At 72.1% G+C, this 22647-nt stretch carries 19 protein-coding genes; 4 read left to right on the forward strand and 15 right to left on the reverse strand.

Going from position 1 to position 22647, the window contains the following annotated elements; translation table 11 throughout:
* Positions 1–3 precede the first annotated feature (3 nt).
* The 4 genes from ACAX67_RS21450 to ACAX67_RS21465 all read right to left on the reverse strand — a co-directional run bounded on the left by ACAX67_RS21450 (position 4) and on the right by ACAX67_RS21465 (position 5642).
* On the reverse strand, positions 4–1407 hold the full coding sequence (locus ACAX67_RS21450; protein WP_370705946.1) for a PPC domain-containing protein: 1404 nt from the start codon (positions 1405–1407) through the stop codon (positions 4–6).
* 82 nt (positions 1408–1489) lie between these two features.
* Positions 1490–2929, reverse strand: a complete 1440-nt coding sequence (locus tag ACAX67_RS21455; RefSeq protein ID WP_370705947.1) for a hypothetical protein — start codon at positions 2927–2929, stop codon at positions 1490–1492.
* 128 nt (positions 2930–3057) lie between these two features.
* A complete protein-coding gene (locus ACAX67_RS21460; RefSeq protein ID WP_370705948.1) occupies positions 3058–5016 on the reverse strand; it encodes an ABC transporter ATP-binding protein in 1959 nt (652 codons plus the stop codon).
* Positions 5016–5642, reverse strand: a complete 627-nt coding sequence (locus tag ACAX67_RS21465; protein WP_370705949.1) for a nitroreductase family protein — start codon at positions 5640–5642, stop codon at positions 5016–5018. The genes ACAX67_RS21460 and ACAX67_RS21465 overlap by 1 nt, the downstream gene beginning before the upstream one ends.
* A gap of 175 nt (positions 5643–5817) precedes the next feature.
* Between ACAX67_RS21465 and ACAX67_RS21470 the strand changes: the two genes are divergently transcribed.
* From ACAX67_RS21470 to ACAX67_RS21480, 3 genes are all read left to right on the forward strand, one after another.
* Complete coding sequence (locus ACAX67_RS21470; protein ID WP_370705950.1) at positions 5818–5952, forward strand: hypothetical protein; 135 nt, start codon at positions 5818–5820, stop codon at positions 5950–5952.
* An 11-nt stretch (positions 5953–5963) separates the two neighbouring features.
* Positions 5964–8960, forward strand: a complete 2997-nt coding sequence (locus tag ACAX67_RS21475) for a helix-turn-helix transcriptional regulator (protein WP_370705951.1) — start codon at positions 5964–5966, stop codon at positions 8958–8960.
* A 76-nt stretch (positions 8961–9036) separates the two neighbouring features.
* The gene (locus ACAX67_RS21480; RefSeq protein ID WP_370705952.1) at positions 9037–10482 is read left to right on the forward strand and encodes a cytochrome P450; all 1446 of its coding nucleotides are present in this window, start codon (positions 9037–9039) and stop codon (positions 10480–10482) included.
* A gap of 24 nt (positions 10483–10506) precedes the next feature.
* Here the strand turns inward: ACAX67_RS21480 and ACAX67_RS21485 are convergent, their stop codons facing one another.
* The 7 genes from ACAX67_RS21485 to ACAX67_RS21515 all read right to left on the reverse strand — a co-directional run bounded on the left by ACAX67_RS21485 (position 10507) and on the right by ACAX67_RS21515 (position 16703).
* Positions 10507–10956 (reverse strand): hypothetical protein, encoded by a 450-nt coding sequence (locus ACAX67_RS21485; protein WP_370705953.1) that lies wholly within the window; start codon positions 10954–10956, stop codon positions 10507–10509.
* Between the two features lie 68 nt (positions 10957–11024).
* Positions 11025–11537, reverse strand: a complete 513-nt coding sequence (locus ACAX67_RS21490) for a hypothetical protein (RefSeq protein ID WP_370705954.1) — start codon at positions 11535–11537, stop codon at positions 11025–11027.
* A 12-nt stretch (positions 11538–11549) separates the two neighbouring features.
* Positions 11550–12701, reverse strand: a complete 1152-nt coding sequence (locus tag ACAX67_RS21495) for a sulfotransferase family protein (protein ID WP_370705955.1) — start codon at positions 12699–12701, stop codon at positions 11550–11552.
* A complete protein-coding gene (locus tag ACAX67_RS21500) occupies positions 12691–13476 on the reverse strand; it encodes an SDR family oxidoreductase (protein ID WP_370705956.1) in 786 nt (261 codons plus the stop codon). The genes ACAX67_RS21495 and ACAX67_RS21500 overlap by 11 nt, the downstream gene beginning before the upstream one ends.
* A gap of 48 nt (positions 13477–13524) precedes the next feature.
* On the reverse strand, positions 13525–15129 hold the full coding sequence (locus tag ACAX67_RS21505; protein WP_370705957.1) for a calcium-binding protein: 1605 nt from the start codon (positions 15127–15129) through the stop codon (positions 13525–13527).
* 77 nt (positions 15130–15206) lie between these two features.
* Positions 15207–15791: a 1-acyl-sn-glycerol-3-phosphate acyltransferase gene (locus tag ACAX67_RS21510; protein ID WP_370705958.1), complete on the reverse strand. Its 585-nt coding sequence runs from the start codon at positions 15789–15791 to the stop codon at positions 15207–15209.
* Between the two features lie 33 nt (positions 15792–15824).
* Positions 15825–16703, reverse strand: a complete 879-nt coding sequence (locus ACAX67_RS21515) for an alpha/beta fold hydrolase (RefSeq protein ID WP_370705959.1) — start codon at positions 16701–16703, stop codon at positions 15825–15827.
* 83 nt (positions 16704–16786) lie between these two features.
* On the opposite strand from ACAX67_RS21515, the gene ACAX67_RS21520 reads away from it, so the two are divergent.
* Complete coding sequence (locus ACAX67_RS21520) at positions 16787–17635, forward strand: aldo/keto reductase (RefSeq protein WP_370705960.1); 849 nt, start codon at positions 16787–16789, stop codon at positions 17633–17635.
* Here the strand turns inward: ACAX67_RS21520 and ACAX67_RS21525 are convergent, their stop codons facing one another.
* From ACAX67_RS21525 to ACAX67_RS21540, 4 genes are all read right to left on the reverse strand, one after another.
* Entirely contained in the window at positions 17636–18793 is a 1158-nt protein-coding gene (locus tag ACAX67_RS21525; protein WP_370705961.1) for a hypothetical protein, read from the reverse strand.
* On the reverse strand, positions 18790–19686 hold the full coding sequence (locus tag ACAX67_RS21530) for a TIGR03619 family F420-dependent LLM class oxidoreductase (protein WP_370705962.1): 897 nt from the start codon (positions 19684–19686) through the stop codon (positions 18790–18792). Before ACAX67_RS21530 ends, ACAX67_RS21525 begins: the two co-directional genes overlap by 4 nt.
* Positions 19687–19772: 86 nt before the next feature.
* Positions 19773–21113: a calcium-binding protein gene (locus ACAX67_RS21535; protein ID WP_370705963.1), complete on the reverse strand. Its 1341-nt coding sequence runs from the start codon at positions 21111–21113 to the stop codon at positions 19773–19775.
* Between the two features lie 72 nt (positions 21114–21185).
* Positions 21186–22592 carry a calcium-binding protein gene (locus tag ACAX67_RS21540; protein WP_370705964.1) on the reverse strand — a complete coding sequence of 469 codons (1407 nt, stop codon included), beginning with the start codon at positions 22590–22592 and terminating at the stop codon, positions 21186–21188.
* Positions 22593–22647: the final 55 nt, after the last annotated feature.

Consider the following 22647-nt stretch of genomic DNA (forward strand, 5'->3'; position numbering starts at 1 on the left):
GGATCAGGCCCAGTCGAGCCGGATCCCGTAGAACCCCATCGAGCCGTAGCTCGAGTAGACGCCCTCGCCGGGACCGTCGACCTGCACGTAGTAGGTGCCGGCCGGCAGCGTGATCGCACCGGTGTTGGCCCGGAGGTCACCGGTGGGCGACCAGGTCCCGATCACGTTCAGGTTGGCGTTGCGCAGCGTGATCCGCATGTTGAGGTCGGAGTCGACCGGCCCGGTGTTGCCCCAGGTCTGGATCTGCAGCTTGCGGGTGCCGCCGAGGCTGAACCGGAAGAGGTCGACGTCGCCGGAGTTGATGATCCCGTAGCGGGTGGTGCCTGCCGGCAGGGTGCCGGTCGAGCTCGTCGAGTTCGTGTAGTCGTCGGCGGCGTAGAGCACCTTGGACGCGATGATCGCGACGTCGTTCTCGTGGTTGTTGGCGCCCGCGTAGGTGCCGGCGCTCCACTGCGTGACTGCCTTGTAGTAGCTGACGCCCATGATCGGCGCCCAGTTGCCCGACCCGGGGTAGTAGGTCTCGGTCGCGCTGCCGTCGTGGCTCAGGCCGAGGGTGTGGCCGGCCTCGTGGCTGCTCGCCTCGCCGACGAACTTCGCGGCGCCGGACTGGTTGGTGAAGACGAACGCCGTCGTCTCGGTGCCCGAGCTCACCTGGCCGAAGGAGTTGACGTAGGCGACGCCGCCGGCGTTGGGGTACCACGAGGCGGTGGGGCTGATGACCATGCGGACGCCGTACGACGTGTCGCTGGACGAGGTGCGCCGCAACCCGTCGAGACCGGGGTCCTGGGTGGTGACGTCGATGTGGAAGGGCGCGTAGTCCTCGCGGACCTGCAGCCAGACCGCCTGGATGATCGCGTGCTCGCGGGTCGAGAAGGAGCCGGGGTTGCCGTCGAGGTCGAACGGCGCGGACACGATCGCGCGCCCGCCGTTGTAGGAGGTGTTCCACTGCGTGCCCGACGTGGTGTTGCCGGTGAAGTCGAGGTAGAGCTTGTAGGGCGAGCTCGACCGGGAGTGCAGCGCGAAGGTGTCGGAGGTCGGGTAGACCGGGGTGGTGATGTTGTCGGTGATCGGCGTCTGGCCGGTCTTCAGCGGCTCGTCGGCGTAGACCAGGGAGCCCTTGTCGGTGACCTGCAGGGTCGGGTCGTGCAGCAGGGTCTTCTGCAGCTTGGTCGGCGACCAGCCGTTGCGGGCGGCGACCTGGTCGAGCTGGTCGGCGAGCGCGTCGACCGCGGCGCGGCCCGAGACGCTCTCGGCGCCGCGGGTGTCGACGGTGATGTCGCGCTTGCCGGCGTCCTGGTGATCGGCGTGGTGGCCGTCCGCGAAGGCGGGGGCGGTGGCGGTGCCGGCGATCGCTGCCACTGCGAGGGCGGTGGCGGTGAGCGTACGGCGGAGGGTGAGCTTGTTCATCGGGGTTCTCCTTGTTCGGGGCCCGTTCCGGGCTGTTGGGAGGAGATTCCCGACCGGCGCCTACCGCCGGCTTAACGCCGGCTTACCGACCGACCCAGCGGCTCGTGACGGTGGTCCGCACGACCAGCACGGCGTCGCCGCCGCTGCCCGGCACCTGCCGGCTGCTGTCGGTCAGTCCGCGCCGGTCGACGCACGCGTGCGCCCCGCTGCGGGGTGTCCCGTCGGCCCGGCAGGCGCGGATCCGCCGCCACGCGGCGCCGGCGTGCGGCTGGCGGAAGACCTGGACGTCGGCCCAGGTGCGGCCGTGGAGGAGCCGGCCGTCGTACCTCAGCTCGATCAGGGCGGGCGTCGACGCGGTCGCCTGCAGCTGGTCGGCGTGCACGAGGTAGGGGATGCCGAGGTCGCCCGGCCGCCTCAGGCCGGGGCGCGGCCGGACCTGCACGAGGGCCCGCTGCGACGGGGACTGGGAGAGCGGCGCCTGGAGCACGGCGGACTGGCGCTTGCCGCGCTGGCGCAACGTCGTGAAGCGGCAGTCGTCGGCGACGCGGCGGCACGGGCCCGACCCGAGGCTGCTCCCGGCGGTGACCTCGGCCGCGCGGCGCGAGCCGTCGGCGATGACCACCTCGTCCTCGTCCTCGACCCAGACCTCGCCGTCGCCCTCGTAGGCGGTGCTGATCACGGTGACGCCGCGGTCGGTGGCGAGCCCGCCGCCGCGGTACTTGCGGATGATTCCCTCGTTGACGACGACCGGACGAGGCCCACCGGTGCCGATCGGGAAGAAGTCCCCGCTGCCGTGGATGTTGACCTGGTGGCCGGGCCTGATCTCCAAGCGGCTGCCGGGCGACATGCCGATCCCCGCGTCGGCCGGCACCAGGGCCCCGTCCACGACGAGGTCGTAGCCGCCGACCAGGCGCAGGCCGCCGTAGCCGTTCATGGCGAAGGAGTCGACCATCGCGCCTCCGCTCGCACAGGCGGCGGGCGGCAGGCCGTCGAAGAGCTCGCACGGGTCGCCCGCGAGGGCGGGGGTCGGATCCAGCACGGTGTCGCTGCTCGACGCCGGGGTGCCGAAGAGACCGGTCAGGTCGATCCGCCCGGGACCGCCGATCGCGCCTCCGACCTGGAGGTAGCCGCGCACGGTCGACGGCCGGGTCGCCGGGTCGGCGTAGACGAAGAGCCCTGCGCCCGGGTCGATCAGCAGCTGCGCGGCGGTGTCGACGTCGACGGCCTGGACGAGCGCGACGTCCCCCTCGTGCATCTCGACCGTGGCGCTGCCGCCGATGCAGACGTAGGCGTCGTCCTGGTCGCCCGCACCGGGGGCGACGTCGCCGCTCCAGTTGTCCGGGTCCGACCAGGAGGAGCCGTCGCCCCCGCCGTCCCAGGCGTACGTCGTCATGCCCGTCAGCGAGCAGGGCGGACCGGGCGGGTCGGCTGCCGCCGTACCTCCGGCGAGTGCGGACGGGACGCCGGCGGTGACGACGAGCGCCGTGACGGCGCCGACGATCCGGCGGTGGGTGCGGTCCATGGAAGTTCTCCCCCTCTGGGTCGGAGCGTAGGCGTCGAGCGGGCCGCTGTCCGGCGACCTCGCCATCGCGGCTCGCAACCCAACGTCGTGGGGCGGGCTTACCCCTGGCTTTCCGCGGGCTTAGCGCGTCAGATCGGGACGTCGGCCCGGCGGTCGTCGGGCGTCGCCCGGGGTGCGCCCGGGCGGGAGAACTGCTCGACGTAGAGGCGCGCGTAGAGGCCGTCGGGGTCCTCGAGCAGCTCCTCGTGGGTGCCCTGCTCGACGATGCGGCCGTCGGCGAGCCCGAAGATGACGTCGGCGGACTGGATCGTCGAGAGCCGGTGCGCGATGGCGATCGTCGTGCGCGACCTGGTGGCGCGCTCCAGCGCCTCCTGCACCAGCCGCTCGGTCTCGGTGTCGAGCGCCGAGGTGGCCTCGTCGAGGATCAGGATCGCGGGATCCTTGAGCAGGACCCGGGCGATCGCGAGCCGCTGCTTCTCCCCGCCGGAGAGGCGGTAGCCGCGCTCGCCGGTGATGGTCTCGTAGCCCTCGGGGAAGCTGATGATCCGGTCGTGGATGTTGGCGTCACGGGCGGCCTGCTCGATCTGCTCGGCGGTCGCGCCGGGGCAGGCGTAGGCGATGTTGTCGCGGATCGTGCCGTGGAAGAGGTAGGGCTCCTGGGTGACCATCCCGACGGCGTCGGCGAGCGAGGAGAGCGTCAGGTCGCGCACGTCGTGCCCGTCGATGAGCACCGCGCCCTCGGTCACGTCGTAGAAGCGGGGCACCAGGTAGGTCGCGGTCGTCTTGCCTGATCCGGAGGGGCCGACGATCGCCGCGAGCCGGCCCGGCTCGACGACCATCGAGACGTCCTCCAGGGCCCAGCCGGAGCGCTCGACCCGCTCGTCGGACCCGATCCGCACGCCGGTGTCGCCGAACCGGTCGCGGTGGGCGGTGCCGGACAGCGCGCGCGGCTCCGGGTAGCGGAACCAGACCCCCCGCAGCTCCACGCGACCCTCCAGCGTGGCGTGGTCGAGCGCGACGGCGCCGGGTCGTTCGGTGATCGCGGGCTCGAGGTCGAGGTACTCGAAGATCCGGCGGAACAGCGCCAGCGAGGTCTGGACGTCGAGCGTCACCCGCATCAGCTGGAGCAGCGGCATCTGCAGGCGGCCCTGCAGGGTGGTGAAGGCGACGAGCGTGCCGGCGGTGAGGGCGTCGGCGCTGATGACGGACCGGCCGGTGATGATCCAGCCGGCGACGAGGTAGATGAGCGCCGGGGTGATGGCGAAGAACGTCTGCACCACCGCGAAGAAGGTGCGGCCCGCCATCGCCTGCTCGACCTGGAGCCGGGTCTGCCGCCGATTGGCCTCGCGGTAGCGCTCGACCTCCTGGGCCGAGCGGTTGAAGACCTTCGCGAGCAGGATCCCCGAGACGCTGAGCGCCTCCTCGGTGATCGCGGTCATCTCCGAGAGCGACTCCTGGGTGCGGCGCGCGAGCCGCTGCCGACGCCGCCCGACGCGCAGCTGCAGCCAGATGAAGAGCGGCATCAGGATCAGCGTGAGGATCGTCAGCTGCCAGGAGAGCAGCACCATCGAGACGAGAGCGGCGGTGACCGTGACGGAGTTCTGCACGATGGTGGTCGCGGTGTCGGTGAGCACCGTCCGCACCCCGGCCACGTCGTTGGCCAGCCGGCTCTGGATCGCCCCGGTCTTCGTCGCGGTGAAGAACGCGAGCTCCATCTTCTGCAGGTGCTCGAAGAGGTCGCCGCGCAGGTCGGCCATGGCCGAGTTGCCGACCGTGGAGGTCAGGTAGTTCTGCCCGATCCCGATGAACGCCGTCACGACCGGGATGACGCACATGCCGGCCACCAGCCAGCCCAGCAGCCCGAGGTCCGGGGCGCCCCCGTCGATCGGGAAGAGCGCGTCGTCGAAGACCGCGCGCACCAGGAACGGCACCACCGACGTGAGTGCCGCAGAGGTCACCACGGCGACGAGCACGAGCACGATCTGGCGACGGTAGGGCCGCAGCATCCGGGCCACGCGCGGCAGGACGGGGTTGCGGGCGTCGAGGTCCTCGTGGGTGAGGTGGGTGATGACGGGGCTCGGGCGCATCACGACCACCCTGCGCCGTAGCGCCCCCGGTGCGCCACCTCGCTCCACGGAGTACGACGACGCCGGCTCGCCGATCCGCTCGCACCCGTCGCGCGCGGGGCCGGGTGCCCGATGGTGATCGCGCCGATCGGGTGGGGGTCGCCGGTCTCTGGAAGCCCGAGCGCCGCCCGGACGGACTGCTCGCGGTCGGGGACGATCCCGAAGAAGCAGGCCCCGAGCCCGGCGTCGGTCACGGTCTGGAGGATCAGCAGCGAGGCCATCGCGGTGTCGAGGTCCCAGAAGGGCATCGGCCAGCGCCGCTCGGCCCGGTCGGTCCAGCCCTTGTCGGCCTCGGCGTAGCGGTCGAGGTACGCGGACTTCACGCTGCACGGCACCACGACGACCGGCGCGCGCATCATCCCGGCGAGCCAGCGGTCGGGCTGCTCGACGCTGTCGGTCGACGCCGCCCAGAACCGGTGCACGTCGTCGGGGGTGTCGAGCACGACGAACGCCCAGCCCTGCGAGAAGCCCGCGTTGGGAGCCCTCGTCGCGTGGTCCAGCGCCCGTTCGACCACGGTCGGGTCCACGGGCTCGTCGGTGTAGCTGCGCACCATCCGGCGCCGCCGTACGACCTCGGAGAACTCCACGGGGCACTATCCCATCTGAGGTAGGCGGCACTGCTCCGGAGGCCTCGTCTGAGGTAGCCCGGCACGCTCCGGCGTCGCCCACCTCACACGGGATAAGGCAGTTGCCCGATGTGTGCCCCTACCTCAGGCGACGAACCTCTGGGGTGTCGTCAAGAACACCACCGAGGAGCACACCATGAACCCCTACTTCATCGAAGCCGAGATGGACTACCGCAAGCAGCAGACGCGCAAGGCGATCGCCGCCCACCGGGGCAGCCGTTCGCGGACGTCGTGGCTGCGTCGGGTGGCCGCCGCGGAGAAGACCGTCTGAGCCGACCGCTCATGACGCTGAGCGAAATCAACCTGCCGGTGTCGGCCGCGGGCACCATGATGGAGCCCGTGGCCGCCCACACCAGCCGCACCCTCGTCGGGCGCGACGCCGAGCTCGAGGAGCTCTGCGACCTCCTCGGCGTGCGCGGGCCCGGCGACGCCCACAGCGTCGTGCTGCTCAGCGGCGACGCGGGCGTGGGCAAGACCCGGCTGTTGATGGAGCTGCGCGACCACGCCCAGGCCGAGGGCTGGCGGGTGATCGCCGGCCACTGCCTCGACTTCGGCGACAGCGCGCTGCCCTACCTCCCCTTCAGCGAGATCCTCGGCCGCCTCGACACCGAGCTGCCCGAGGTCGTCGAGCAGATCTCTGCCGCGCATCCCGCGATCGGCCGGCTCCAGCCGGGCCGTCGCGTCCGCGCCTCGGCCGAGGCGCCTGCCGTCGGTGAGCGCGGTGCCGACCGCGGCGAGCTCTTCGACGCGGTGCACGCCCTGCTCGACGTCGCCGCCACCGACGCGCCGCTGCTCCTCGTCATCGAGGACACCCACTGGGCCGACCAGTCGACCCGCGACCTCCTCGGCTACCTCTTCACCCGCGACTTCGCGCATCCGGTCGCGGTCGTCGTGTCCTACCGCTCCGACGACCTGCACCGCCGCCACCCGCTCCGCCGCCAGGTGGCGGAGTGGTCGCGGCTGCAGGCCGTCGAACGCCTCGCCCTCTCGCCGCTGCCCGACGACGCGGTGCGCGAGCTCATCGGCGAGCTGGCGCAGCAGCGGCTGGGGGAGCGCGAGCTCGCGGAGATCATCAGCCGGGCCGAGGGCAACGCGTTCTTCGTCGAGGAGCTGGTGGCCTCCGGCGCGGGCGCCTGGGTGCCCGACGACCTCGCCGACCTGCTCCTGGTGCGGCTCGACCGGCTCTCCGACGAGGCGCGCCAGGTGGTCCGCATCGCCAGCGTCGCCGGGCGCAAGGTCAGCCACAGCCTGCTCGAGGCCGCCGCGCGTCTGCCCGCCGCCGAGCTCGACGCCGGCATCCGGCAGGCCGTCGAGATGAACGTCCTCGTGGCCGGCAGCCGCACCTACGAATTCCGCCACGCCCTGCTCGGAGAGGCCGTCTACGACGACCTGCTGCCGGGGGAGCGGGTGCGCCTGCACGGGCAGTACGTCGACGCCCTGGTCGACGGCGCCGGGCGCGGCACCGCGGCGGAGATGGCCCGCCACGCGCGCCGAGCCATGGACTTCGACCGTGCCGCGACGGCCGACATCGAGGCCGGCGACGAGGCGGTCTCGGTGGGCGGCCCCGACGAGGGCGCCCACCACTACGAGCACGCCCTCGAGCTGCTGGAGGACCCCGAGCGCGCCGCTCGCCTCGACATCGACGTCTCGAAGGTCGTGGTCCGAGCCGCCGACGCGCACAGCGCCGCCGGTGACAACCAGCGCGCGGCCAGCCTGCTCGCCCAGCACGTCGAGCGGCTCACCGACGACGCCCCGACGACGACGCGCGCCCGGCTGCTGAGCCACTACGCCCTCGCGCTCTGCATCATCGAGACCCCCCTCGACCCGGCGGCGATCTCGGAGGAGGCGGTCGGTCTCGCGCCGGTCGGGGAGAGCCCGCTGCGGGCCAAGGTGCTCGCCACCCATGCCCGGGTGCTGTCGGGGTCGACGCGACTCGACGAGGCCGAGATGGCCGCGACGGAGGCGCTCGCGCTCGCCGAGCGGCTCGCCATGCCGGTGCTCGCCTCGGAGGTCGTGACCACCCTCAGCACGCTGCGCTTCAAGCGCGGCGACGGCACCGACGGCGACGCGGTGCGCACCGCGCTGCAGGGGGCCGTGCGCCGGGCCCGCGAGGCGGGCGCTGTCTCCGCCGAGCTCCGGGCGCTCTTCCTGCTCGGCCGCTCCCACCAGGAGGAGGCCGACTGGGACGGGGCGGCGCAGTGGTTCGCCGAGGCCGTCGAGCGCGGCCTCGCCGTGGGCCTGCCGTGGGCGCCGTACTCCATCGAGGCGCGCTGGCAGCTGAGCTGGGTGCGCTACGCCCAGGGGCGCTGGGACGAGACCCTCGAGCTCGTCGCCATCGCCGACGACGAAGGGGGTCCGGTGATCCCGCGGGCGATCATCGAGGCGACGCGGCTGGCCATCCTGTCCACCCGCGGCGTCGACGTCTCCTCCGCGCTGCGCCGGCTCCGCAAGGTCTGGCCCGACGAGGGGGGTGTGGCCGTGTTCTCCGCCGGCACCGAGATCGAGGCGGCCGCCCAGGCGGGCGACGTCGCCGCCGCGATCGAGGCGTACGACGCCGTGGTCGGCGTGCTCTCCCGGATCTGGACCGAGCACTTCGCGGCCCGCGTCCGGCTCGCCGCGCAGACGGTCGGCGCGATCGCCCGCGTGCTGCCCGCGACCTCCGGCGCGGACCGGCCCGCCCTCCTCGAGCGCGCCGCCGCCCTGCGCGCCGAGGGCGACCTCGTCGCCGAGCACTTCGCCGCCAGTGGCGCGGCCTGGGGCACCGAGGGCCAGGCCTGGGGCCTGCGCCTCGCTGCCGAGCACCTCCGCGCGCGCTGGGTCGGCGGCATCGACCCGCCCGAGCGCGACGAGCTCGTCGCCGCGTGGGCGGCGACGGTCGCTGCGTTCGCCGAGCTCGACAGCGTGCCCGAGCTCGCGAAGGCACGGACGACGTACTCCGGCATCCTGCGCCTGCTCGGCGACACCGCGGCCGCGCGCGAGGAGGGCGACCTGGCCCGGGCCGCCGCCCACCAGCTGGGCGCCACCGTGCTGCTCGAGGAGCTGCGCACCTCCGGCAGCGCGCCCGCACGGTCCACCTCGGCCGCGCCCCAACGGCTGACCGCACGCGAGCGCGAGATCCTCCGGCTGGTCGCCGAGGGCCGGAGCAACGGGGAGATCGGTCGCCAGCTCTTCATCAGCACCAAGACCGTCAGCGTCCACGTCTCCAACATCCTCGGCAAGCTCAACGCCGGTGGCCGCACCGAGGCGGCCGCGATCGCCCGGCGCGACGGGCTCCTGTGACGGCCCTCGTCAGCGGGGCCAGAAGATCCGACCACGGTAGGAACCGCATCGCGGCGCTTCGGCGTACCGTCGGCACGTGACCGCAGAGCTCACCGACGACGCGACGGTCGACACCCGGCCGCTCACCCTCCAGCGCTTCCGCAAGGCGACGCTGATCGGCGACCCCGACCAACCGCCGATCCCGCGCTCCGAGCTGCCGCCCGGGCCGCGGTGGCCGGCGCTCGTGCAGACGATCGCGCTGATGCGCTTCCGCCACCAGCTGCACCCCTACCTGCACCGCAAGTACGGCGAGTCGTACACCCTGCGCCTGGTCCCCAAGGGTCGGCCGCTGGTGCTCTTCACGACGCCCGAGGCCACCAAGGAGATCTTCGCCGGCGACCCGGCGGTCTTCCACGCGGGCAAGGGCAACTCGGTCCTCGGTCCGATCATGGGCGAGCACTCGCTGCTGCTGCAGGACGGCGGCGAGCACCACCGGGCGCGCAAGCTCGTGATGCCGGCCTTCCTCGGCCACGCGCTGCGCGGCTACCGCGCGATGGTCGCCGAGGTCGCCGCCGAGGCGGTGGCGGGGTGGAAGGACGGCGAGGAGTTCGAGTCCCTCGACCGGATGAACGCGCTGACGCTCGAGATCATCCTGCGCGTCGTCTTCGGCGTCACCGACGAGGCACGGCTGGCCGAGCTGCGGCCGCGCGTCACCGCGACGGTCGAGATCAACCCGGCGATCCTGCTGGGCTGGGCCTACCCGCGGCTCCAGCGGCTCGGCCCCTGGCGGCGCACGATCGACAACCAGGTCGAGCTCGACCGGCTCATCTACGCCGAGATCCGGGAGCGCCGGGAGGCCACCGACCTCGCCGAGCGCAAGGACGTGCTGTCGCGGCTGATGGCTGCGGGTGAGGAGGGCCGGACCGGCCGCTCCGGCGGGCCCGGCGACCGGCTCGACGACACCGAGCTGCGCGACCAGCTGGTCACCCTCCTGCTCGCCGGCCACGAGACCACGGCGAGCGCCCTGTCCTGGGCGCTCTACGAGCTCGGCCGCGACCCCGGGCTGATGGCCCGCACCCAGCAGGCCGCCACCAGCGGCGAGGACGGCCAGGCCTGGCTCGAGGCCGTGCTCAAGGAGTCGATGCGGCTGCACCCGATCATCCCGATGGTGGTGCGCACGCTGATGGAGCCGGCGACCGTCGGCGGCCACCACCTGCCGCGCGGCACGACGGTGGGTCCGTCGATCGTGATGAGCCACCAGCTCGACTCCAACTTCCCCGAGCCCGAGGCGTTCCGGCCCGAGCGGTTCCTGCCGGAGCTCTCCGGCGCGGAGGCGCCGTCCTTGCACGTCTGGATCCCCTTCGGCGGTGGCGTCCGCCGCTGCATCGGGGCGGGCTTCTCCCTGATGGAGGGCGCGGAGATCCTCCGGGAGGTGCTGACGTCGTACGACGTCGCTGCGGTCGGCGCCGACAGGCCCCAGGTCCGCAACATCACCAGCGTGCCCAAGCGCGGCGCCAGGATCCGGGTCACCCGCCGCCGCTGACGGGCGGACCCGACCACCGGCGGCTCACGCGACCCGCGGCAGCACGTCGACCGTTGCGGCGACGTCCTCGAACAGGTCGCAGTAGGTGAGGTAGTCCTCGCGCGCCACCGAGCCGGTGAGCGTCGCGCCGACCCCGCCGACCAGCCACGACCACTGGTCGCTGACGACGTCGGTCGACCCCAGCCGGTGGGCGAAGCGGTGGTAGGAGACGCGGTGGTCGCCGAGGTCGAACTCGTCGGCGTCCTCGAGCGCGAAGTCGACCAGCTGGGCGCGCAGGTCGAGCAGCGCCTGGCCCCGCCACGTGCGCAGGTCGATCCCGACCGGCACGCAGCGCAGCACGATCTCGGGGCTGACCCCGCTGGACGGCAGGCTCCGCGGGCGCGCGGCGAGCACGATGCCGTGGCCCAGGTCGCGGCGGGCGTGCCAGGTGCGCGGCACGGTCACGGACACGTCGGCGAAGGAGTCGGCCCTCATGCCTGCACCCTCCGCCGTCCCCGCCGTCGAGGGAACCCCGTCGTGCGCGGCCTGTGGATGACCGCGGGCTACGGGGTGGGCGAGGCGCTCGGCGAGCTGCCGGACGAGCCCTCGAGCATGTCCTGCCCCGGGTCGTCGCCGCTGATCAGCCAGTCGCCGTCGGTGAGGGTGAGCTCGTAGGTCTCCGCGTCGCCCTCGCTCGACGCGATGGTGACGTCGACCCGAGCCGTGGTGTCCGTCGTCAGCTCGCTGCTCGTCCTGGTGACCTCGAGCTGGTCCAACGGGTCGCCCACCATGGCGTAGACGTGGGTCAGTGCCTTCAGCAGGTCCGGGCAGTCCTCGACCGGCTTGCCGAAGTCGTCCTCGTTCCAGCGCTTGACCGACAGGTCGGCGTACGACGTCGTCCAGTGCGCGCACGCCTTGTCGAAGTCGCCCCGGGCGAACTCGTCGTAGAAGGCGCGTACGGCGGTCTCCGCATCGGAGGCGTCACCGGCCTTCGCGGGGTCCTTCGCGTCGTTGGTGCAGCCGGTCAGCAACGGCAGGGCGAGCAGCGCGAGCGCAGCGCGGCGCAGGAGTGCCATGCGCGCTGTCTATCACGCGAACGCCGCGCGGACCTGCTCCTCGGTGAGGCCGTAGTCGCCCAGGTCGTAGCGGTGCGAGGGCCGCGCCTGGCCGGTCCGCGACTCCTCGTCGATGCGCCGGACCTCCGCGCGGGCCGCCTCGCTCCACGGGATGTCGAACGCCGCGTAGATGCCCTCGACCGTGCCGAGGGGATCGCTCACGAACTCGCGGTAGTCGACGTCGACGAACTGCGCGTCGTCGTACTGCCTGCGCGCCTCGGTGAAGGCCTGCCACGACCGCTCGAGCATGCCGAGCTGGGTGCGGCCGATCGTCTCGCCGACGAACGTCGTCGACGTGCCGGCCGTCGCCTCCGCCGACAGCGAGCAGGCCGACGCGATCGACGTGACCGGGTCGCGGCGGGTGCAGACGACGAGCGCGTCCGGGTAGACCTTCATCAGCGCGTCGAGCGCGACCAGGTGCGAGGGGTTCTTCAGCACCCAGCGCTTGTCCTGGTCGTGCAGGCCGATGAGCTGCAGGTTCTGGCGGTGCCGCTCGTAGGCGTCGGTCCAGTCCTGCTCCGCCAGCCACGCGGAGTAGCGCGGCACGTTGGCCAACGACTCGAAGGAGATCGACTTCCCGGTCTGGCGCAGCAGCCGCCAGCACTCCTCGGGCGAGGTCGCATCCATGTAGTGGATGCCCATGAACTCGGGGTTGGACACGTGGTGCTGCTGGAAGGCGCCCTGCATGGCGTTGAAGATCGGGTCGTCCTCCCAGGTCTCCCGCGGCGGCCGCGGCTGGGGGTACTCGGTGAGCCACAGCTCGAGGCCCTGGTGGCCGGGGTCGGCACAGAGCAGCCGGTGGAGCGCCGTCGTCCCGGTCCGGGGGAGGCCCACCACGAAGATCGGCCGGTCGATCGGCACGTCGGCGTGCTGCGGGAACTCCTGGAACCGGGCCTGCGTCATCAGCCGCCCGACCAGTGCGCTCTTCACCTGCCCGCGGTGGAAGTAGTTGCCGACCGGCGTCAGGCCCGCCTCGGGGGACGCGAGGTCCTCGACGAGCAGGCGCAGCCCCTCCTCGTGCGCCGTGCCGCCGAAGTCGGTCAGCCCCGTCGTGCGTACGGCGGCCGCGACGATGTCCTCGTAGGAGCCGATCTCCGGCCGCTGGCGGGGGGCGTCAGCGGGCATGGAACTCGCCGCAGTCGACGTTGAGCATCTGGCCGGTCACGGCCGAGGCGAGGTCGCTGGCGAGGAAGAGCGCGGCCTGTGCGACCTCGTCGGGGTCGGCGAGGCGCTTGAGGTCGGTGGGCTCGGCCTTCTCGGCGTACACCTCCTCGTGCGTGCGCCCCGACTCCGAGGCCAGCCAGTCGAAGTAGGCCTTGTTGACGTCCTCGTAGATGTAGGACGGCGCCACGCTGTTGACGCGGATGCCGCGCGGACCGAGCTCGGTCGCCAGCGAGGAGGCGAGGTGCTGGAGCGTGCCCTTGGAGAGCTTGTAGCCGGAGTACTCCGGCTGGCTGCTGTAGACCACGCAGGAGTTGAGCATGATGATCGACCCCTTCGTCTCCGCGAGGGCGTCGGCGAAGAGCGAGGAGAGCCGCAGCGGCGCGAAGACGTTGGTCTCCTGCGCGGCGCGCAGGCCGTCGAGCCCGAGCGTGGAGATCGGCTCCATCGGCGGGATGCCGAAGGCGTTGTTGATCAGGCAGTCGACCCGGCCGAACTCCTCCAGCGTCGCCTCGACCAGCCGCTGCCGCGCCTGCTCGTCGGTGATGTCGGTCGGCACGACGAGCGCGCGCCGGCCGTGCTCGCGCACCACGGCGGCCATCTTCTCGAGCCGCTTCTCCGTGCGGCTCACGAGCACGAGGTCGGCGCCCATCAGCGCCGCCTGCTCGCCGAGCGCGCGGCCGAGGCCGGGCCCGACGCCGGAGAGGACGACGACCTTGTCTTCAAGCAGAGGGATCACGGGCGCAAGACTAGAACGTGTTCCAGTTTTGCGCCAGCGTCGGTCGGATCACGAAGTCCGGTGCAGGTCCCAGCTCCAGTGCACCTCGCCGTCCGGGTCCCCGCTCGGCGGGTACGACGTCGAGCCGGCCAACGCCGTCACCGGCGGCGCCGGGAGAGGCTGGTGGTCGGCGTCACCGGTGCTGGTGTTCAACGGGTGGAACATCACCGTCTCGGGGTCGGAGTTGGGACAGTCGACCACCACCGGCACCTGGATCGGGGTGGTGGAGCGGACGGTGACCGAGTACTCGTCGGGGTCGTCGAAGATCGCCAGCTCCGCGACCCCGTCGAGAGAGGCGGCGCCGTTGTAGCTGCAGCCGCCGTCGTCGGTGCCGCTGACCTGCCAGGTGAAGTCGGCGTCGCCCGTCCAGTAGTAGTCCGGGACGAGCGCGTCCAGCTGGACCGTGGCCGACCACGACTCGTGGATGCCGCCGTAGTAGTCGAGGGTGCCCTCCGCCGTACCGGTCCAGTCGCCGCCCTCGGCCCGGCAGTTGTGCTTGTCCTCGACGTCGGCCATGCAGAGGTCCGGGTCGTCCGGGCTCGGCGCGTCGGTGCCCAGCGGGCCGCCGTCGCAGAAGTCGTCGCCGGCTCCGCCGGAGCAGGTGTCCGTGCCGACCTCGCCGTAGAGGTGGTCGTCGCCGTCCCCGCCGTTGAGCGTGTCGTCGCCCTCCCCGCCCTTGACGGTGTCGGCGTCCGCGCCGCCGTCGAGCGTGTCGTCCCACAGGCTGCCGGTGATCGTGTCGGCCCCGGCGCCACCGTCGGCGGAGGACTCGGTGCCGGTCAGCGTGAGCCGGTCCTTGCCGTCGCCACCCTCGAGCCGGGTCTTGCCGGTGTCGCCGGCGGTGATCGTGTCGCCGCCGCTCCCGCCGTGCGCCCAGCCGCCCGACCCCTCGCCGAGGTCGATCGTGTCGGTGCCCGGACCGCCGTCGATGTAGTCACGGCCGCCCTGCCCGAGGATGGTGTCGTTGCCGGCGCCGCCGCGGATCGGCTTGGCGGGGCTGCCGTCGAGGCCGCCGCTCGTCTCGATGGTGTCGTTGCCGGCGCCGCCGTCGACGTCGACGTCGCGCGCGTAATAGCCGTCGATGAAGTCGTCGCCGTCGCCGCCGCGCAGCACCAGGTTGCCCCACCGCGCGAGGAGCCGGTCGTCGTCGGCGCCACCGTCGAGGACGACGTCCTCCTCGTTGCCGGTCAGGGTGTCGTCGCCGGCGCCGCCCCGGAGCATCGCGCCCTCGCTGTTGCCGAGCAGCGTGTCGTCGCCCGTGCCGCCGTCGACCACGTCGTCGTGGCCGGTGCTGCCGTCGAGCTCGTCGTCGCCACCCTCGCCGAAGATCCGGTCGGCGCCCTTCCCGGCGTGGATGTCGTCGGCCCCGGCCCCGCCGCAGACCAGGTCGTCGCCCCCGCGGGCCGCGACCCGGTCGTTGCCGCCGCCGGCCCAGATCACGTCGCGCCCCTCGGTGCCGGTGAGGTTGTCCCGGCCGGCCGTGCCGACGATCGTCGCGCGCACCCCCTGGCACCGCGGCGTCGACGCCGCGTCCCCCTCGGGTGTGGCGGCCAGGACGGAGGAGCCGACGAGCACGGTCAGCGCGGCAGCACGGGCAAGCAAGGAGATGCGCACCGCGAATTCATATCTCGTTACTCGTCTTCCGTCCTCCGAATTCCGGCACTGCGGACGGGCGTCCGCCGCCGGGTGACTCAGCTCGACGGGTCCTCCTCGCGCAGCCGGGGCTCGGTGCGGCCCTCGGGCCGGATGCCCCGTTTGTCCGCGTAGAACGCCCGCACGAGGTCCATGTCGGCCACGACGTCGCCGGTCGGGTGGAAGGTCGGCCCCATGCCCAGCGTGCGGGTCGGGCCGTCCACGAAGCCCAGCGTGACCGGCAGGCCGGTCTGCCGCGCGATCCGGTAGAAGCCTGGCTTCCAGTACTCGCCCTTGCTGCGCGTGCCCTCGGCCGCGATGACCAGCAGGAAGGGTTCGTCCCCTCGGGCCTCCTCGAGGAGCGCGCGGATGGTGGCGCCGGGGTCCTCGCGGTCGAGCGGGATCCCCCCGGTGCGCCGCAGGACCCAGCCGAGCGGTCCCTTGAAGAACGTGTGCTTGATCAGCACCTGGGGCCGCCTGCTGTTGCTCCACGCGATCAGCAGCATGATCACCCAGTCCCACTGGGAGGTGTGCGGAGCGCCGACAAGAATGCCGCTCTCCGGCACCGTCCCCGAGAGCCGCCAGCGCGTCGCTCGGAGGATCCCTCTCGCCAGTCCGCGCCGCAACCGCATCTCGTGTGCCATCCCGTGAACGTAGCGGTGCCGCTCCGTCCCGGATCAGCCGGGAAGGTGTGCCAGGACCTCGTCGATCATGTCCGGGAGCAGGCGCACCTGGATCGACAGGTGCCCCTCGCCCTCCTCGAGGTGCGGCACCACGCCGGGGATGCGCGCAGCCAGCCACTCGCCGTGGTGGAAGGGCACCATCAGGTCGGCCGTGCCCTGCCAGAGGTACGTCGGCACGCTGATGTCGCGCACGTCGAACCCCCATCCCCGGGTGAACGCCAGGTCGTCGTCGAGCCAGCCGTACAGGTGCTCGACCCCGCCCTGGAGGTTGCGGATCAGGTCCTCGCCGACGGCGCTGGACAGCACCGCGCGGTCGACATCGGGCAGGAGGGTGTCGAGGGTGCGGATCACGCCCTCGGCGTCCGCGCCGAGGATCCCGGCGCGCTCCTTCTGCAGGAACGGCAGCAGCGCTTCCTCGCCCTGGAGCGCGAGCGAGAACTCCTCGACGTTGTCGGCGCCCATGCCGTCGAGGAAGTCGGGCTGGTCGACGTACGGCTTGACCGAGCAGACGCTCAGCACCGCCAGCACCCGGTCCGGCAGCAGCGCCCCGGTGGCGAGCGCGTGCGGACCGCCGCCCGACTGGCCGCCGGTCAGGAACGTGTCCGCCCCGAGGTGGTCGGCGATCGCGGCCATGTCGGCGGCGACGTCGGCGACGGTGCGGCCCGGGTGGCGCGTCGAGCGGGCCGCGCCCGCGCGCGAGTAGCTCGCGAACCGCACCCCGCGGCGGTGCAGGACCTCCTGCTTCTCGCGGCCCTGGTAGCTGCAGCCCGGGGTGCCGTGGTGCCAGATCAGGAGCGTGCCGTCGGCGGGTCCGGAGACCTCGACGTCGAGGACGCGGCCGTCGGGGAGGTCGAGGGCGAGGCGCTCGGTCATGGGCCGAGGCTACGTCGGCGGCACGAGCGGGCCGGGAGCAGCGGTCGGGGAATAGTGGTCGGGAGATCGCGTTGGGCCCAGGTATGAGCACTCCTCGGATCAATCTCAACGACGGCAGCTCGATCCCCCAGTTCGGTCTCGGTGTCTGGCAGGTCCCCGCCGACGAGACCGAGCGGGTGGTGAGCGACGCGCTCGAGGTCGGCTACCGCCACATCGACACGGCGCAGATGTACGGGAACGAGGAGGGCGTCGGCGCGGCCATCGCGAAGTCCGACCTGCCCCGCAGCGACCTCTACGTCACCACCAAGCTCAACAACAACCGTCACGACCGAGCCGCGGCGAAGGAGTCCCTCCGCGTCTCCCTCGACAAGCTCGGCCTCGAGCAGGTCGACCTCTTCCTCATCCACTGGCCGCTCCCGACGCAGTACGGCGGCGACTTCGTCTCCACCTGGGAGGCGCTGCTCGAGCTGCGCGACTCGGGCCTGACGCGGTCGGTCGGCGTGTCCAACTTCCAGCCCGACCACCTCGAGCGCATCGTGGAGAAGACCGGCGCGGTCCCCGCGGTCAACCAGATCGAGGTGCACCCCTACTTCGCCAACGAGAAGGCACGCGCCGCGACCCAGGGCCACGGCGCCCAGGTCCAGGCCTGGTCGCCGCTCGGCCAGGGCGGCGGCGAGCTCGACGACCCGGCCGTGAAGGCCCTCGCCGAGCGCTACGACAAGACTCCCGCGCAGGTCCTCCTGCGCTGGGCGCTCGACCGCGGCGACATCGTCTTCCCGAAGTCCCTGCGCAAGGAGCGCCTCGCCGAGAACTTCGACGTCTTCGACTTCGCCCTCACCACCGACGAGGTCGCCGAGCTCGTCGCCCTCGACAAGGGCGAGCCCGGTCGCCAGGGCCCCAACCCCGACACCTTCGACTGGATCCCCAGCTGATCAGCTGATCATCCGCCGCGCCACCGCCCGCTGCCGGGCGGCGATGCGGGCGGCGTACTCCTCGGCGGTCAACGGTGTGGCCTTCGGCAGCAGGGACGGTACGGCGGCCAGGTCGACCACCTGCACCGACGGCCCGTCGGCCTCGGTGAGGTCGCGCTCGAGGCGCTGCCAGCGCAGCATCATCGGGCCGGTGGGGTGACCGGTCGTCTCCAGCCAGTTGGCCGTCGGGGCGCCGTCGAGGGGCGGCCGCGCCGCGATGACGAAGCGCATCACGCCGTCGTCGTCGCTGACCGCCTGCGCCTTCGTGAGGGAGGTCTGGTGGGTCTCGTAGTCGGTGGAGGCGTACCAGTCCGAGCCGATCTGGATCGCCTGGTAGCTGCAGTCGTCGCAGCGCGGCACCTCCACGATCATCGCCTGGTCGTCACGCAGCTCGTAGTGACCGATCGAGGAGAACTGCGAGGCGAGGCCGCCCGGCGTCGACTTGGGGACGGTCAGGGTGTTGACCGGCTCCTTGTACTGGAAGAACTGGGGGAAGGCGAACCAGGTCTGGATCGAGCCGATCAGTGACCGCGCCGCGACGTCGTACTTCTTGGCGAGGACCTCGCGCGAGCGCTCCTTGCGTGGCTGGCCGAGGAGGTCGGGACGCTCGATGGTGAGCGTGCCGCGCTCCTCGTGGTCCCAGTCGTTGAAGACCTCGCGCACGATGAGCGTCTTCGCGCCGGGCTCCGCGACGTAGCGGAACTCGAAGCTGCCGTCGTCGGCGATCTCGAGCTCGCGGTCGTCGAACGCCATCAGGGACGTGGCGGCCGACGTCGCGGTGTAGGCGCCCCCCATCACCTGGAAGGACAGGTCGGCCGACGTGCCGCGACGGCCGCGGACGACGTACTCCACCCCCTCCCGCATGTAGGCGTTGAAGTAGACGGCGTCGGGGTTGTCGAGGCCCTGCTTGGAGAACTGGTGGGTCGGGTTGACGAAGAGCGGTTGCTCGAGGTCGTAGTCGAAGGCGTTCTGCAGGGCCATCCGGATCCGGCCCGAGAGGTACTCGTAGCCCTCGAGCCGGTCGGCCTCGGACTTGATGAACGGCGCGTTGGCAATGAGCTCCTCAGCCTCCGCGATCGCGTCGGAGAGGGCCTTGGTCAGGCCGTAGGACTCGCTCATCCGTTCACCTTGGCGATGATGTTCTCGGCGTACTGCTCGAGGTGCTTGACCTTCGTCTCGAGCGGCTCGGTGTCGGGGCCCTTGATGTAGGGCACGCGGAAGCCGACGATGCAGTCGGTGACGCCGCGGTCCTCGAGTCGCTTCACGCCGTCGACCGTGTAGGCGTCGTAGGAGATCACGTGGATCTCGAACTCCGAGGCGTCGCGGGTGTCACCTTCCTCCTTGCGGATCTCGTCGAGCCGGTCGAGCAGCCGCTCGAGCTCCTCGCCGTCGCCGCCGGCGTGCATCCAGCCGTCGCCCTTGCGCACGGCGCGCCGTAGCGCGGCGTCGGAGTGGCCGCCGACGAGCAGCGGGATCTTCTCCGTCGGTGCCGGGCACTGCTGCAGCGAGTCGATCTCGTAGAACTCCCCCTGGTAGTCGAAGAAGGTCGGCTCCTCGCCGGGCTGGGTGAGGCCGCGCAGGATGTCCATGCACTCGTCCATCCGCTTCCCGCGCCGCTCCCACGGCACGCCGAGGGCGGCGAAGTCCTCGGGCCAGGGCGACAGGCCGACGCCCAGGCCGAGCCGGTTGCCCGACAGGAACGCCAGCGACGAGGCCTGCTTGGCCACCAGCACCGGCGGCCGGATCGGCAGCTTGAGCACGAACGGCGTGAGCCGCAGCGTCTTCGTCACCGCGAAGAGGTGGGCGCACAGGATGAAGGTCTCGATGAACTCCTTCCCGAGCAGGAACTCGCGGTCGCCGGTGTCGGTGTAGGGGTACTTCGAGTCCGACACCTCCGGGTAGATGAGGCTGTCGGCGATCGTCATCGACGTGTAGCCGGCCGCCTCGCAGGCTTGGGCGAGCGGGGCGTAGTACGTCGCGTGGGTCATGCCCTCGGCGAAGGAGAAGCGCATCGACTGCCTTTCGGTACCTGAGTGTCGGCGAGGAACGAGCCGACGTACCGAAGGGTAGAACGTGTTCTAGATTTGTGCCAGGTCGATCAGTAGATCTGGAGGCGCTCGACCGAGTTCCTCGCGTCGTTGTCGTCGATCTCGCCGTAGTCGTTGCCGATGCCGCCGTCGATCAGGTCGTTGCCCTTCACGCCGTCGTGAGCAAGGAGGATGTCCGGGCCGCCGAGGCCGATGAGGTTGTCGACCCCGTCGTCGGAGACCGGGTCGGGGCCGGCGTCCAGGATGTTCGCGCTGTCGTTGCCCCTGATGACGTCGTCGCCCCTGCCGCCGTAGGCCCTCTCGAAGCCCTTGAGCAGGTCCGCCTCGCCCCGCTCGCCGTCGAACGCGCCGGCCGTCTGCGGGTCGATGTTGATCCCGACGCCCTGCGTGCGCAGGGAGTAGTCGATGCTGTCGCAGGCCCCTCCTCCGCCGTCGAGCACGTCGTTGCTGCTGAAGACCGGCTGCTGCGCGACGTCGCAGCCACCGCCGAGCTTCACCAGGTCCGCGCCGAGGCCGTCGTCGACCACGTCGGGGCCGGCGCCGCCGGTGATGGTGTCGTCGCCGTCGAGGGCGTGCACCTGGCCGCCCTGGGCGCCCATGACGATGACGTTGGGTCCGTCGGTGCCGTCGATGTCGTTGATGCCCTGCCCGCCTCGCGCGTTCTCGAACCCGTGGACGCTGTCGTGCTCGCCGCCGGAGGAGGTCGAGCCGTTGTCGGCGGACGTGCCTGCCAGACGGAGCTCGATCTCTCCGGAGTCGGCGGTCCGCGCCGCGTAGCTGATCTCGTCGGTGCCGGCACCGCCCTCGAGGTAGTCCCCGGGGTCGACGGTCTTCGGTTGCGCCACCGTGTCGTCACCGTCCCCGCCGAGCACGACGTCGGCGCCACTCAGGTCGGTGATGGTGTCGTTGCCGCCCCTGCCCTGCAGGACGTTGCCGTCGACGGTGCCGACGAGGGTGTCGTTGCCGTGGCCGCCGACGGCGTTCTCGATGTCGACCAGCTTGTCGAGCTCGCCGACCGCACCGTCGTCGGCCGTCGACGTGGTGGCGAGATTCACCTTGACCGGCACCGTGCGCAGCTCGTAGCTCGCGGTGTCGGAGCCCGCGTCGCCGTAGACGGCGTCACCGCTGTCCTTGGCGAGAGCGGCGAGGAGCACGTCGTCCCCGGCGCCGAGGTAGACGATGTCCTTGCCGGCGCCGTCGGCCACCACGTCGTCCCCGTCGCCTGCGCAGATGAGGTCGTTCCCCCCGCCGGCGTTGATGTCGTCGTCGCCGGGGGAACCGACGATGACGTCGCGGCTCGCCGTGCCGCTGATCGACCCGGCGCCGACGATGGTGGCCGCCTGCCCGTTGCAGGTCTCGCCGGCGGCACCGGCCTCGGGACTCGCGACCACCAGGCCGGCGAGGCCGTCAGAGCGACGACCCCCAGGGTCAGGAGAGGTGCGTGACGTGACATCTGGTCCTCCTCAGGGGTAGCGCCGGACGCGCTCGACCGTCCACACGCCGTCGCCGGCGTCGACCTCGCCGTAGTCGTTGCCGAGACCGCCGTTGATGCCGTCGTTGAACTCCACGCCGTCGTGGGCGAGGAGCACGTCCGGTCCGCCGAGGCCGACCAGGTAGTCGACGCCGTCGTCGGACACCGGGTCCGGCCCGGCGTCCAGGATGTTCGCGCCGTCGGTGCCCGTGATGTAGTCGGCGCCCCTGCCCCCGTAGGCCCGCTCGAAGCCGTGGAGGGTGTCGGCCTCGCCGCTCTCGCCGTTGACGGCTCCGGGAGTCCCCGGGTTGAGGTTGATCCTGACGCCGATCGTGCGCTGGTCGTAGACAATGCTGTCGCAGGCTCCCGCTCCGCCTTCGACCACGTCATGGGCACTGAAGACCGGCTGCTGCGCGATGTCGCAGCCGGCGCCGAGCTTCACCACGTCCGCGCCGAGGCCGTCGTCGACCACCTCGGGTCCGCCGCCGCCGGTGATGGTGTCGTCGCCGTCGAGCGCGTGCACCTGGCCGCCCTGGGCGCCCATGACGATGACGTTGGGTCCGTCGGTGCCGTCGATGTCGTTGCTGCCCTGGCCGCCCCGAGCGTTCTCGAACCCCTGGACGAGGTCGTGCTCGCCGCCGGACAGGGTCGATCCGTTGTCGGCGACACCGCCGGCCAGGTGGAGGACGACCTCCCCCAGGTCGGCCGTCCGTGCGGCGTAGCTGATCTCGTCGGTCCCACCGCCACCCTCGAGGTCGTCCCCGGGGTCGACGGTCTTCGGCTGCGCCACCTTGTCGTCGCCTGCGCGACCGCGCACGACGTCGGCGCCGCCCAGGTCGGTGATGGTGTCGTTCCCGTCGCCGCCGTCCAGGACGTTGGGGCCGTCGGTGCCGGCCAGCGTGTCGTTGCCGTGCCCGCCGACCGCGTTCTCGGTGTCGAGCAGCTTGTCGGCCTCGCCGGCCGCGCCGTCGTCGGAGGTCGACGTGCCGGTCAGCGTCAGCTTGACCCTCGCTTGGCGCAGCGCGTAGCTCGCGGTGTCGGAGCCGGCGTCGCCATGGACGGCGTCACCGATGTCCTTGGTCGGGTCGGCGACGTACTCGTCGTCGCCGTCCCCCAGGTAGACGATGTCCTTGCCGGGTCCGTCGCGGACCGTGTCCGCTCCGGCCCCGCCGCAGACGAGGTCGTTCCCCCCGCCGGCGTCGATGTCGTCGGCACCCGGTGAGCCGACGATGATGTCGCGGCCCGGCGTGCCGCTGATCGACCCGGCCCCGACGATGGTGGCCGCCTGCCCGTTGCAGGTCTCGCCGGCGGCCCCCGCCTGCGGCCCTGCGGCGACCAGGCTGCCAAGGGCCGTGAGGGCGGCGACGCCCAAGGTCAGGTGAGGTGCTGGGCGTGACATGCGGTCCCCATGGGTGGAGCGGAGCGCTCCGGTCGTGCTGGCCCCACCGCGGACC

Origin of the sequence: Nocardioides candidus (assembly GCF_041321175.1) — a bacterium.
Lineage (GTDB): Bacteria > Actinomycetota > Actinomycetes > Propionibacteriales > Nocardioidaceae > Nocardioides.

What these genes read in the sequence shown, in the direction of transcription:
- ACAX67_RS21450 (WP_370705946.1), bottom strand. Translation starts at nt 1,407, where the DNA reads ATGAACAAGCTCACCCTCCGCCGTACGCTCACCGCCACCGCCCTCGCA.
- ACAX67_RS21455 (WP_370705947.1), bottom strand. Translation starts at nt 2,929, where the DNA reads ATGGACCGCACCCACCGCCGGATCGTCGGCGCCGTCACGGCGCTCGTC.
- ACAX67_RS21460 (WP_370705948.1), bottom strand. Translation starts at nt 5,016, where the DNA reads ATGCGCCCGAGCCCCGTCATCACCCACCTCACCCACGAGGACCTCGAC.
- ACAX67_RS21470 (WP_370705950.1), top strand. Translation starts at nt 5,818, where the DNA reads ATGAACCCCTACTTCATCGAAGCCGAGATGGACTACCGCAAGCAGCAG.
- ACAX67_RS21475 (WP_370705951.1), top strand. Translation starts at nt 5,964, where the DNA reads ATGACGCTGAGCGAAATCAACCTGCCGGTGTCGGCCGCGGGCACCATG.
- ACAX67_RS21485 (WP_370705953.1), bottom strand. Translation starts at nt 10,956, where the DNA reads ATGAGGGCCGACTCCTTCGCCGACGTGTCCGTGACCGTGCCGCGCACC.
- ACAX67_RS21490 (WP_370705954.1), bottom strand. Translation starts at nt 11,537, where the DNA reads ATGGCACTCCTGCGCCGCGCTGCGCTCGCGCTGCTCGCCCTGCCGTTG.
- ACAX67_RS21495 (WP_370705955.1), bottom strand. Translation starts at nt 12,701, where the DNA reads ATGCCCGCTGACGCCCCCCGCCAGCGGCCGGAGATCGGCTCCTACGAG.
- ACAX67_RS21510 (WP_370705958.1), bottom strand. Translation starts at nt 15,791, where the DNA reads ATGGCACACGAGATGCGGTTGCGGCGCGGACTGGCGAGAGGGATCCTC.
- ACAX67_RS21515 (WP_370705959.1), bottom strand. Translation starts at nt 16,703, where the DNA reads ATGACCGAGCGCCTCGCCCTCGACCTCCCCGACGGCCGCGTCCTCGAC.
- ACAX67_RS21520 (WP_370705960.1), top strand. Translation starts at nt 16,787, where the DNA reads ATGAGCACTCCTCGGATCAATCTCAACGACGGCAGCTCGATCCCCCAG.
- ACAX67_RS21525 (WP_370705961.1), bottom strand. Translation starts at nt 18,793, where the DNA reads ATGAGCGAGTCCTACGGCCTGACCAAGGCCCTCTCCGACGCGATCGCG.
- ACAX67_RS21530 (WP_370705962.1), bottom strand. Translation starts at nt 19,686, where the DNA reads ATGCGCTTCTCCTTCGCCGAGGGCATGACCCACGCGACGTACTACGCC.
- ACAX67_RS21540 (WP_370705964.1), bottom strand. Translation starts at nt 22,592, where the DNA reads ATGTCACGCCCAGCACCTCACCTGACCTTGGGCGTCGCCGCCCTCACG.